General features: G+C 66.6%; 10 protein-coding genes and 2 pseudogenes. 1 reads left to right on the top strand and 11 read right to left on the bottom strand.

Annotated elements, in window-relative coordinates:
- Positions 1–555 precede the first annotated feature (555 nt).
- On the top strand, positions 556–1,005 hold the full coding sequence (locus MXD61_RS04405) for an aminotransferase class IV (protein ID WP_248811574.1): 450 nt from the start codon (positions 556–558) through the stop codon (positions 1,003–1,005).
- A 50-nt stretch (positions 1,006–1,055) separates the two neighbouring features.
- On the opposite strand, the pseudogene MXD61_RS04400 reads toward MXD61_RS04405, so the two are convergent.
- From MXD61_RS04400 to MXD61_RS04345, 11 genes and pseudogenes are all read right to left on the bottom strand, one after another.
- Positions 1,056–1,715, bottom strand: a pseudogene (locus MXD61_RS04400) (cytochrome P450).
- A 195-nt stretch (positions 1,716–1,910) separates the two neighbouring features.
- Complete coding sequence (locus tag MXD61_RS04395) at positions 1,911–2,327, bottom strand: hypothetical protein (RefSeq protein WP_248811573.1); 417 nt, start codon at positions 2,325–2,327, stop codon at positions 1,911–1,913.
- A gap of 296 nt (positions 2,328–2,623) precedes the next feature.
- Entirely contained in the window at positions 2,624–3,742 is a 1,119-nt protein-coding gene (locus tag MXD61_RS04390) for an HAD family hydrolase (RefSeq protein ID WP_248811572.1), read from the bottom strand.
- 11 nt (positions 3,743–3,753) lie between these two features.
- Positions 3,754–4,716, bottom strand: a complete 963-nt coding sequence (locus MXD61_RS04385; RefSeq protein ID WP_248811571.1) for a hypothetical protein — start codon at positions 4,714–4,716, stop codon at positions 3,754–3,756.
- Positions 4,713–5,813: an acyl-CoA dehydrogenase family protein gene (locus tag MXD61_RS04380; RefSeq protein ID WP_248811570.1), complete on the bottom strand. Its 1,101-nt coding sequence runs from the start codon at positions 5,811–5,813 to the stop codon at positions 4,713–4,715. Before MXD61_RS04380 ends, MXD61_RS04385 begins: the two co-directional genes overlap by 4 nt.
- Positions 5,806–6,081 (bottom strand): acyl carrier protein, encoded by a 276-nt coding sequence (locus tag MXD61_RS04375; RefSeq protein WP_248811569.1) that lies wholly within the window; start codon positions 6,079–6,081, stop codon positions 5,806–5,808. The genes MXD61_RS04380 and MXD61_RS04375 overlap by 8 nt, the downstream gene beginning before the upstream one ends.
- Positions 6,054–6,800: an O-methyltransferase gene (locus MXD61_RS04370; RefSeq protein WP_248811568.1), complete on the bottom strand. Its 747-nt coding sequence runs from the start codon at positions 6,798–6,800 to the stop codon at positions 6,054–6,056. The genes MXD61_RS04375 and MXD61_RS04370 overlap by 28 nt, the downstream gene beginning before the upstream one ends.
- Positions 6,800–7,660: a 3-hydroxyacyl-CoA dehydrogenase family protein gene (locus MXD61_RS04365; RefSeq protein ID WP_248811567.1), complete on the bottom strand. Its 861-nt coding sequence runs from the start codon at positions 7,658–7,660 to the stop codon at positions 6,800–6,802. Before MXD61_RS04365 ends, MXD61_RS04370 begins: the two co-directional genes overlap by 1 nt.
- Positions 7,661–7,704: 44 nt before the next feature.
- Positions 7,705–8,795: pseudogene (locus MXD61_RS28655) on the bottom strand (IS630 family transposase).
- A gap of 165 nt (positions 8,796–8,960) precedes the next feature.
- On the bottom strand, positions 8,961–9,767 hold the full coding sequence (locus MXD61_RS04350; RefSeq protein WP_248811565.1) for an arylamine N-acetyltransferase: 807 nt from the start codon (positions 9,765–9,767) through the stop codon (positions 8,961–8,963).
- Positions 9,760–11,907, bottom strand: a 2,148-nt coding sequence (locus MXD61_RS04345) for a type I polyketide synthase (RefSeq protein WP_248811564.1), incomplete at its 5' end; no start/stop codon positions are given. The genes MXD61_RS04345 and MXD61_RS04350, both read right to left, overlap by 8 nt.

Genomic DNA, 11,907 nt, shown 5'->3' with positions numbered 1-11,907 from the left:
CAGGACACCGTCACGGGTCCTGGCCAAAAGTTCGGGGGCACTGGTGGTTTCGTGAGAAGCCATCCATCAATTATGTCAGTCGCCGGGCGTGGTCAGCGCTCAAGATTGCCGATTGTCGACGACAGCGCCCAAGCGCTATCGTAAGGCAATGTCCTGCTGATGCAGTGTCAATCCGAAGTGTCCGAATATCGGGGTGGACCTCGGTTTTCATCAAGTATCCGGGGGCAAGGTGGAACTGAATGGCGCTCCGGCCAGTCCGGACGATCTTCGCGTGCTCGCCCTGACGAATTACGGGCATTTCACTTCCATGCTGGTACAGGATTTCCGGGTACGCGGGCTGTCCTTGCACATCGAGCGGTTGACGAACGATTGCCGAAAGCTCTTCGATGTCGAATTGGACACTGACGCCGTTCGCCACTACGTGCGGAATGCATTGCGAGGAAGCCCGGGACCGGTCATGGTTCGCGTGTCGGTATACGATCCGGCTCTTGATCTCGGGACGATCGGCCCCGACGCCCAGCCGAGCATCCTGGTGACCACCCGGCCGGGCACGGAATGCCCGCCCCCTTGCGACTTCAGGCCGCTGCCTACCAACGCGAGGTTCCGTCCGTCAAGCACGTCAGCGTGTTCGGCGCGCTCATGCACCGCCGTCGTGCGCAGCGCGCAGGTTTCGACGACGCACTTTTCGCGAGCCACGAGGGACTGATCTGCGAGATTTCCACGTCGAACATCGGCTTCGTTCGTGGGGGTCGAATATTGTGGCCGCAGTCCGAGTGGCTCCCGGGTGTCACCATGGCTTTGATCAACCAAGCGCTCGACGAGCCGGCCGCGATGGAGCCCATCCAACCGACTGACATGCCCGACGTGGAAGCCGGGTTCGCCACCAACGCGGGCACTGGCGTACGAGCTGTGCTGTCGGTGGACCACACCCGGTGGCCCACCGACCACGAGGTCCTGACCAAGGTGCGCGAGCTGTACGCCGAGTGCTCCTACGAGCTGCTGTAGCCCTGGGTGCCCCGCACGGCCGGCTCCTTCATCCACGCTCCCCCGCCTCCCTACCAGGTCACCGGCAGCTCGCGCACGCCGTAGATGGCCATGTCCGTGCGCCAGGTGACGTCCTCGAGCGGAATCGCGAGCCGCAGATCCGGGAACCGCTCGAACAGCCTGCGGTAGCCGACGCGCAGCTCGATCCGGGTCAGCTGCTGGCCCAGGCACTGGTGGATGCCGTGGCCGAACGCCACGTGGTGCACCGCGCCCCTGGTGATGTCCAGCTCGTCCGGGTTCTCGAACTTCTCCGGATCCCGGTTGGCCGCCATGCTCGAAGCGACGACGGACGAACCCGCCGGGATGAGCCGGCCGCCGATCTACACATCCTGGGTGACGAGACGCACCTGGCCGATGCGGATGATGCTGTTGAACCGCAACAACTCCTCCACTGCGGTGCCCACAAGGGACATGTCGGCCTTCAGCTTCGCCAGCTGTTCCGGGTGGTGCAACAGCGTCAGCGTGCCAAGGCCGAGCATATTGGCCGTGGTCTCGTGCCCGGCAGTCAGCAGGATCATCGCAATGCCGGCCAGCTCGTCGTCGGTCAGCGGCCGCTCGGCCTCCCGCTGCGCCTCGATCAGCCCGGACAGCAGGGCGTCGTCCGGCTCATTCCTCTTCTGCCGGACCAGCTTCAGCATAAACGCTGCCAGCGCGTCCCCGGCCGCGATCACCTGCTCGGGGGTGGTCTTCACGCTGAGCAGCGTGGCGGTCTGCTGTTCGAAGAACGCATGCTCAGCATAGTCCACACCGAGCAGCTCACAGATGACCAGCGACGGCACCGGCAGCGCGAAGTCGGCGATCAAGTCGGCGACCGGTCCCCTCGACGCCATGTACTCCAGCTGATCGGCGACGATCTGCTCGATCCTCTACTCCAGGCTCTTCATCCGCTTGACGGTGAACTGGCCGGTGAGCTGCTTGCGGTAAAAACCGTGCACCGGCGGGTCCTGGCTGCTGAACAGTCCAGGCCTCTCGAATCGGTCGCCAAACAACTCCTTGGACACCTTGCGAATCGGGCTGATCCGCTGCCGGCCGCGGGAGCTGAACGTCTTCGGGTTGGCAAGCACGGCCTTCACGTCGGCGTACCTGGTGACAAGCCAGCCGATCTCGCCATCAGGGTAGAGCAACGGGCTAACCGGGAACTCGGCGCGCAGCTCGCCAAGGCGACGCGGCGGATGGAACGGGTCCTCGGAGACATACGGGAGCGGAGCGGGTTCGGGCAGCCGGTCCGCAGCGGAGTGCCCTAACGGGCAACGGCCTACCGGCTGGTCGGCGATCTCGGTCATCGTGGTCCCCTCATCGGAATGCCCGCACAATGGTTGTACAGAACTGTGGTAACGGCTCACGGCTGGAATTCCCTTATCCGCTCTGCGCGTTCCGCATAGGTCAGCCCGGGATCGAGGATCACGTCGGTGAGCTTCTCGTACTCACCCTGCTCGATCACCATGCGGCTCACCTCCCTGCCGAGGTCGTGTGTCACGAGCCGGCGGCCAGTCATCAAGACGGTCAAGTTCCCGACCACCCGGCTCAGGATCCGGAGATTCGCCGCCGGCCAGCCGTAGCACCTCGGCGACGTCGCGGTTCACGATTCTGCCCCGGCGACGCCCCAAACGAGGTCGGCAGCCTCTGGCGAACGCAGGTCGGGGGCATGCACCGTCATCGTGACCGGTGGCTCCTGTTGCGTGGGCGCGAGGTGCAGCCGCTCGATCCCCAGTTCGAACGTCGGCGGGACCTCGGCCGCGCAGTCGCAGTCCTCGGTCCGGAAACCGGCGAATCTGTAGGCGACCTCGGCCATCCGGTTACGGTCTGTCCTGCGGAAGTCGGCGACTAGGTGGACCCCCGCATTTGCCGCAGCGTCGGCCAGCCAGCGCAGTAGTATCGTGCCCGCGCCGGAGAAGACCACACGGCATGATGTGGCCAGCAGCTTGACGTTCCATGCGTGCTCAAACTTCTCGATCAACAGCACGCCTACCGCGCCGTACCCACCGAACTTGTCGTCGAGCGTGACCACGAGCACCTCGTGGGTCTCGTCCGCGAGCAGTGAGCGCAGCGCCTCGTCCGAGTAATGCACGCCGGTGGCGTTCATCTGGCTGGTGCGCAGGGTGAGTTCCTCGACTCGGGTGACCTCCTCGTCGGTGGCGCGTACGATCCGAAGGACGATGCCGAGCGTGCGCAGGAAGTCCTCGTCGGGGCCGGCGAACTCGGACCTTGCGGTCGCCCGGCGGGCCGCCGCCTTGTACATCTGGCGGCGCCGCCGTCCGTCGACGGTCATCACCGTGGGTGTGAACTCGGGCAGTTCGAGCAGCTCAGCTGCGCGCGCCGCCTCGTAGCAGCGCACCTCGGGATGGTGGTACGAGACGTCGGCGCGCTCGACCGGCATGTCGTCGATGAAAGCGATCGTCCCCAGTGCGAACGAGAGTTCGTCTGCGATCTCTTTGACCATGACGGACTTGGGCGTCCAGCCAATACGCGGCACGACGAAGTACTCCGCCACGCCGAGTTCCTCCAGTTGGCTCCACGCGTTATCGTAGTCGTTGCGGCTGGAGACTGATTGCAAGATGCCGCGCTCATCGAGTCCGACGATCACCTCCCGGACGGCGTCGCTCAAGGCGACCTTGTCCTGCTCGGCGAGCGTCCCCTGCCATAGTGTGTTGTCGAGGTCCCAGATCAGGCATTTGACCAGCGTCGGCTCGTTCGCCATCAGATGATTCCCTAGATTTCCCATAGCGTGACGATCCACGCCGCCACGGGGCTGTTGTTGAGCACCAGCACGAAACCCCCGCGGCTCAGGCCCCCCAGGGACACGACCCGCTGGAGGTTGAGCACGACGTCCATGGCCCCGAGGTGCCCGGCGTCGGCGAGGTGGGCCCGGCAGAACCGGTGGATCGGCAGCTCAACGGTCTGCTCGTAGAACTGGAAGGCGCTCTCGGTGACGTTCTGCATCAACGTCGCGGAGACATCTGCCTTCGTGATCCCGGCGTCGTTGAGTACGCCGTCGACTAGCGCACTCAACCGGACCCTGCTGTGCATGGCCAACTCGAAGCTGTACCGGTCGCGCGAGCGGCATTCCTCGCGCCATTCCGGCATTGGGCTGCTTTTGTAGTCGACATAGAACAGGTCGTGGAAGGTGCCATCGGTCTCCTGTCGGTGGGCACGCAGCACCGGCCGACCGCCGCGCACGATGGTCATGGCGTAGGCGCCATCGCCGATCACAGTGACCGGATAGCGGATCCGGAACTCGCCGGTCGGCAGGCTGGCGAAGGTGATCAGCACGCTTTCGCGGCTCGGGTCCGCGATCAGCAGATCGCGGGCGAGGGCCCAGGCCGCAGACGAGCCCGCGCATCCGAGACCATCCACGGCGAAGGCGAAGGCGCCCTTGACGTCGCCGTGCGCCTGGGCCTTGCAGACGTCGGACCCGATCAGCACATCCGGCGCGCGCGGCCCAACCATGATCATCACATCGGGGTTCCCCCCATACTCTTCAAGCAGCTTCCTGCAGGCCCGGCCGGCCAACGAGCCGACGTCGCCGTCCTCGAACACGCCGACCGTGCGCACGCCGGAGGTCTCCAGGAACTCTCGCTCCTTTGACCCGAGCCTGGACAGTTCGGGCAGCTCGGCCACGGCGACCCGCCTCTGCGGCAACAGGCACGTGATCGCTCCGATGCCGATCGTCATCGGCCCCCTCCCATCACCTGATCGGCGAGAATCAGCTGGCTGATCTCGCTGCTACCCTCGATGATCTCCATGAGCTTGGCGTCCCGGTACGCGCGGGCAACGACGTGCCCATCCTGCGCGCCCGCGGAGGCCAATACCTGAACCGCTGTCGCGGCACCCTGGGCCGCCGCACGGGAGGCGACGAGCTTCGCGAGCACGGCCCCCGTGAACTGGTCGGGTGAGCCCTCGTCCCAGCAGTCGCTGGCCCGCTCGCAGGCCAGAGTCGCGGTGCGCTCCGCGACGTACAGTTCCGCCAGATGACGGGCGACGAGCTGGTGCCTGGCGATCGGCACGCCGAACTGCTCCCGGTCGCGCGCGTGCGCCGTTGCCGCCGCCAGGCAGGCGCGCAGAATTCCGACGCAGCCCCAAGCGACCGAGAGGCGGCCGCAGGTCAGCGCGATCGTGGTGAGCATGGCCAGGGACTGCCCGGCGGCGCCGAGCAGGTTCGTGCGCGGAACGCGTACCGCGTCGAGCGTCACCGTCGCGTGCCCGGCGGCGCGGCAGCCCATCGGCGACTGAGCCGGATCACGCCGGACGCCCGGGCTGGTCGCCGGAACGATGACGGCCGCGCCACCGTCGCCGTAGCGGCCAAAGACAACGAGCAGATCCGCGTACACAGAGGCCGTGATCCAGGTCTTGACGCCGTCGACGACGAGGGTGTCCCCGTCCTCGCGGATCCGGGCGGACATGGCCGACAGGTCGCTCCCGGCGTCCGGTTCGCTGAACGCGACGGCCGCGAGCTCGCCACCGGTGAGGCGGCGTAGGTAGTGCTCGCGCTGGGTACGGTCGCCGAGCCGCCAGATGGTCCAGGCGCCCATCTCCTGAGAGGTCATGACGCTGCGAAGCGAGCTGCACAGGGAGCCGACGTGGGCGGTCAGCTCCCCGCACTCCCGGCCGGTCAGGCCGAGCCCGCCGAACTGCGTCGCGATCTCGGGGCACAGCAGGCCCTTGCCGCTGAGTCCGCGCAGCAGGTCCAAGGGAATCTTGCCGGCCAGGTCCCAGCGCCCGGCCGCATCACCGACCGCCTCGGTCATGATTGCAGGCAGGTCCTCACGCATCGGCGGCTTTCCCCAGCCGCAGCACCAAGTCGGTCATCGCGCGCACGGTGCGGAAGTTGGCCAAGGCGAGGTCCTCGCGCTCGATGGAGACGTCGAAGGCTTTTTCCACGAAGACGACGAGCTCCACCGCGAACAACGACGAGAGCACCCCGGAGTCGAACAGGTCCTGCCCGACCTCCCACTCGATCTTGGTCCGCTCGACGAGGAAGTCAAGCAGTCGCTGTTCGATCATTGCGATCGTCAGTTGCTCGGAGGCCGATTCAGGCATGATGCACTCCTTTCTTTCCGGTGATGATCGGTCTGAGACGAGCGCTGCGGGTCCGGCGCCAGCTTGCGCGCCAGGGTGATGCCATCGGCCATCGGGATGAGCGACAGTTCGACGCGATCGTCGTCGCGCAGTGCGGCGTTGAACTCCCTGATGGCAAGCGTGTCAAGGTCCTGCGCGGCAGGATCCACGACCCGGCCGAAGAACAGGGTGTTGTCGAGGATGATCAGGCCGTCCGGCCGTACCAGGGCCAGCGCGCGCTCGAAGTATTCGGGATAGCCGGTCTTGTCCGCATCGATGAAGACCAGGTCGAAGCTGTCGGGGCCCTGCTCGGCGAGGAGCGCGTCGAGCACCTTTGTGGCCTTGTCGAGCCGCAGTTCGATCCGGTCCGCGACGCCCGCGCGCTCCCAGTACCGCTGGGCGATGCGCGTCCAGCGCTCGCTGATGTCGCAGGTCACGAGACGGCCTCCGGACGGCAAGGCGCGTGCCATGCACAACGCGCCGTAGCCCGTGAACGTGCCGAGCTCCAGCACGTTGCGGGCGCCCACGAGACTGGTCAGGAGGGCCAGCAACTGGCCCTCCTCTGGCATGGTGACCATCGCGGCGAGGGCGCTCATACCGGCGGTCTCGGCCGCCAGATCGCGCAGTACCTCGTCGTCGCGCAGGGAAACGTCGCGCACGTACTGCTGGAGTACGTCGCTCACCTCGACCTGGCCCGCCATCAGAACGTCCCGTATGCGTAGAAACCACGGCCGGTCTTGCGGCCGAATTCGCCCTCGGCGACCTTCCTCAGCAGCAGCGGCGAGGGGCTGCATCCCATGTCACCGGTCCGCTCGTGCAGCACGCGTAGCGAGTCGACCAGGTTGTCGATCCCGATGAGGTCAGCCGTGCGCAGCGGGCCGCTCGGGTGGCCGAGGCAGCCCTCCATGAGCGCGTCCACGTCCTCGACCGACGCGCGCCCCTGTTCGACGAGGTCGGCCGCAGCATTGATCATCCGGTGCAGCAACATGCTGGTCACGAAGCCAGGCCCGTCTGCCACGACGATCGGCCTGCGCCCGAGCCGCTCGACCAGTGCCCTGACGACGGCCAGCGCCGCGTCGCCGGTCTGCGGCCCGCGAATCACCTCGATCGTCCTGATCAGCGACGGCGGGTTCATGAAGTGGACGCCGACGAGGTCCTCGGGGTGCGGCACCGCTGCGGCAAGCTCGGCGACCGGGATCGACGACGTGTTCGTGATACGAGGTGTACCGGGAGCGACCGCCGCCGCTATCTCGTTGTGCAGCTTGGCCTTCGTCTCGAAGTGCTCGGTGACGGCCTCGATGACAGCGATCGCGCCCTCGACGCCCTCCGGCGACTCCGAGGTGGTCAACCCGCCGATCGGCACGTCCGGCAGCGCACCCATCAGCTGGGCCTGCCTAAGGTGTCCGCGGACCTCACCGGCCGCAGTGGCGAGCCTGTCCGGATCCACGTCCACCAGCAGAACCGGGACGCCGTGCCCGAGCGCGAGCGCGGTGATGCCGACTCCCATGACGCCGGCGCCGAACACGGCGATACGGTCGCCGCCCGCTCCAGTCATATTCATGCGATCCCTTCCGTGCTAGTGTCTTGTGATTCAGATACGTTTACTTACCCGTTGCCGTTGACAAGTTTCTTGATGTTGGCCTGGACAAGCTGGACTTTCGCGAGAATCGCGTTAGCGGTCGCGGTCCAGGTAAACGGCTCAGAGCAGGTGTTCCAGTGGGCGATGTAGTCACGGATCTGCTTGACGAGAACTTTCACGGAGCTGAACGTGCCGCGGCGGATCGACTGGCGAGCGATGACGCCGAACCACGTTTCAATCTGGTTGATCCACGATGAGCCCTTCGGGGTGAAGTGGAAGTGCACGTTCGGATTCTTCTCCAGCCGCGCCATGACGTCGGGTGTGGTATGGGTGGAAAGGTTGTCCAAAACGATGTGGATCTCTTTGTCAGCGTACGGTTTGACGGCTTTCTTGAGGAAGGCCAGGAAGTTCTCCCCGTTCCGGCTGGGCCGGCATTCGCCGAAAACCTCGCCAGTCCCGACGTTCAGTGAGGCGAAGAGGTTCGTCGTGCCGTACCGAACATAGTCGTGGGTGCGTTTCTCGGTGGCGCCGAACTCGATTGGCAGCAGTGGCTGAGTGCGGTCGAGCGCCTAGATCTGCGTCTTCTCGTCCAAGCTGAGCACGACGGCACCTCCGGGTGGGTCGAGGTACAGACCGACGATGTCGGCCACCTTGTCCGCGAACGCCGGATCCTTGCTGACCTTGAACGTGCCCTGCCGCTGTGGCTTCAGCCCGTTTTCGCGCCACAGTTTCGCCACGTAATTCCAGGAGATCGACACGCCGGTGGTGCGGGTGACGTACTTGGCCATCTCCCGACTCGACCAGTGCGACAGACCCGTCTCCGCCGGCGGCGCAGTACGGGTAAAGGCAAGGACCCTGCCTCTGGTTCTGGCGGGCACCTGCTCCCGCAGCGCCCCGCGAGGCCGGTCAACAAACCCGCCGACACCTTCGGTCTCATAGCGGGAAAGCCAGAGGTCGACCGTCGGCGCGAAACTCCAGCCCGCGCCGCGATCTCCTTCTTCTGAATCCCGTTGGCGCACCACAGCACGATCCGCGCCCGTGTCGCCACGTTCGCCGGAACGCCCCGGCCATTCACCAGAGACAGCAATTCCGCCCGCTTATCCGTAGTCAACTCCACTCCACCATTTTAGCCTATCCGCAGCGTAAACTAAACAGAATCACTAGACACTAGATGGCTGATTCCAAGAGTTGAGGTGCTGTCTGCCTGCAGGCATGGGGCGAGGGCGTCGATGAGCACGTCGCGCACAGCGACCTCATGAATCGAACAACGGCGTCTCACCGCTCACGGATGGAATTCCTTTATCCGCACCGCGCGTTCTTCATCGGTCAGTTCGGGATCGAGGATCAGGTCGGTGAGCCTCTCGTACTCGCCCTGGTCGATCACCATGCGGCTCTCCTCTCGGCCGACGTCGTGCTTCATGAGGCGACGGCCGGTCATCAAGACGGTCGAATTCCCGACCACCCGGCTGAGGATCCGGAGATTCGCCGCCGGCCATTCGCTCAGCTGCGCGGCGATTTCGCCGATGCTGGCGGCGAAGTCGGCTTGCGAACGCGCCACCGCCTTGAACCGGTAGAGCCCCGACCACCCTTTCACGGGAGAAAGCCGTTCGAGCAGCCACCACTCGCCGTCGGGCACCATGCGGAACTCGAAGCCGTCCTGCAGCTGCACCTCGCTGGTGATCTTCAGCGGACCGAAGGAGGTCGGTTCGCTGAAGCCGACGTCAGCGATCCACTGCTCGCCGTCCAGGTCCACCAGCACGGCCAAGTGCTCGATCTCGGGCCCGAACCGGCCACTCGGCAGTCGCGTGCTCGCCGCCAGCCGGTGCGCCGTGAAGCCGAGCTGTTCGAGCAGTTGACGGAACGATTCGTTCAGCTCGTAGCAGCTTCCACCGGCCCGGCTGACGATCGAACGCTGAAAGGCCTGGACGACGTCGAATTCGGCGCCGGTCAGGAACTCGGCGTCGTTGGGCTGAGTGTGGTATGGCACAGCCCGGACGTGGCTTTCATGCAGACCTCGGAGGGTTCGCAGGCTTGGATCCAGCGGCCCCTCGTAGCCGATGGCGGCGAGGTACTGACCAACGTCAAGCATGGGTCTGCTCTTTTCTCATAAGTTCCATCAATCGCTCGGCGATCATGGATGGGGTCGGGTGGTCGAACACCAGGGTCGCGGGCAGGGGGACCCCGGTCAGCCTGGTGAGCCGGTTACGGAGCTCGACCGCCGTCAGCGAATCGAATCCGATGTCGAGCAGCGGACTGTCGATGGCGACCAGGTACCGCCCGGCTGTGCCGAGGATGACGGCTGCTTCGGAGCTGACCAGGCCCGCCAGGTGCTGAACCTGGTCCTGCGGCGCCATTGCGGCCAGCGTCGCCTGCAGCGCTCCCACATTGCTGGCGGTGGCGGTGCGGCGCTGCGGTCCGGCCGCCAGCATGCGCGCCAGCGGCCACGCCCACGGCGCCCCGGGGACCGGCCCGTCGTGACGGCGCAGGACGGCCATATCCAGCACCATCGGAACGAGTACCGGACGTCCGCCGTCGAGCGCCGCGTCGAGCAGCGCCATCCCCTCGGCGGTTTCCAGCGCACCCATCCCGGCCTGGGTTATCCGGGCCACGTCGCCTTCGGTCTTATACCCGGTCATCGTGGTGGCTTCAGCCCAGTAGCCCCAGGCCAGGGACACCGCGGCCTCACCGGCGGCCCGGCGGCGGGCGGCAAGCACATCGAGATAGCTGTTCGCGGCCGCATAGTTCGCCTGCCCCGGGGTGCCCAACACCCCCGCACCAGAGGAGAACACCACGAACGCCGCCAACCCCATCCCACGAGTCAGCTCGTCCAAGTGCGTGGCCGCATCCGCCTTCGGACGCAGCACCGTCTCCAACCGCTCCGGAGTGAGCCCGCCCAGAACCGCGTCGTCCAGGATGCCAGCGGTATGAATCACCCCGCTGAGCGGCGCCGGTACTTCGGCAAGCAGGGCTTGGGTTTGAGCCCGGTCGGCGACATCGCAGGCCACGATCCGCACATCCGCGCCGGCGGCCTCCAAGTCGGCACGCAACCGCGCGGCTCCTTCAGCGGCCGGGCCCTGCCGTGAAGCCAGAACCAGACTCCGAACCCCGTGCGCGGCGACCAGATGCCGAGCCACCAGCCCACCCAAGGTCCCAGTCCCGCCGGTCACCACCACATAACCAGCACCCAGGCCCCCAGCCCGCACGGTGCCGTCGACGTGCTCGGCCCGGGTGAGCCTGGGAGCTTCGACCTGCCCGTCCCGGAGCCGGATCTGCCACTTGTCGGCCGCTGCGGCCCGGCCGAGCAACCCCACCAAGCCCGTGAGTTCGGTGCCGGGGTCCGGATCGGCGAGGTCGACCAGCAGGATCCGGCCGGGGTTCTCCGCCTGGGCCGAACGGGTCAGTCCTGCGACCGCGCCCGCCACCGGATCGTCGCCCGCACCTCGGACGACCACGGCCAGCCGAGCCTCACGACAGGCCGGCTCGGTCGTGAACGCCTGCAACACTTCCAGCACCCGCGCCAGAACCACCCGGACCCGCGCCAGCTCACCCTCGGCGGAGTCAGCGATCAACGGTTCCGCGTCGAGGATCAACCACTCCGGCCCCTCCTCGCCCAGCGCCTCCAGGTCCGCCACGTCGGCGATCACGACGCAGCCCGGGTGATCGCCGGCGACCGTGTCGCCGTCGCCGGTGGCATGAGTGGCCCCGACGAGGGCGGGCGTCCATTCGACGGCCAACATCATCGCTACGGCTCCGCCCGCGGAGGAGGCGGTGAGCTCCGACGGCATGAGGGGGCGTGAGGTCAGGGCGGCGAAGGTCAGGACCGGGTCTCCGGCGTGGTCGGTCAGGTTCATCCTCAGTCCGTCGGGGCCCTGGGCCGCGTGGATCCGGACGGTGGTGGCGCCGGTGGCGTGCAGGACGACGCGGTTCCACGCGAACGGGACCATCACGCCACCGGTGTCGCTGGGCGGTGCGGTGGCCATGGACAGGTGCAGGGCGGCGTCCAAGAGGGCGGGGTGGATTCCGTATCCGGCCACGTCGGTTCCGCTGTCCTTCGGGAAGTGCACTTCCCCGAACATCTCCCCTTCTCGGGTCCAGGCCGCGGTCAGGCTCCGGAACGACGGCCCGTAGCTGTAGCCGTGTTCGAACAGCCGCTCGTAGAAGCCGTCCAAGGGCACCGGTTCGGCGCCCGGTGGCGGCCAGGCCCCGAGGTCAGCGACGCCGTCCTGGAC

The organism is Frankia sp. AgPm24, assembly GCF_023243055.1.
Taxonomy (GTDB): domain Bacteria; phylum Actinomycetota; class Actinomycetes; order Frankiales; family Frankiaceae; genus Frankia; species Frankia umida.
This window is presented reverse-complemented; position numbering and strand designations above follow the sequence as displayed.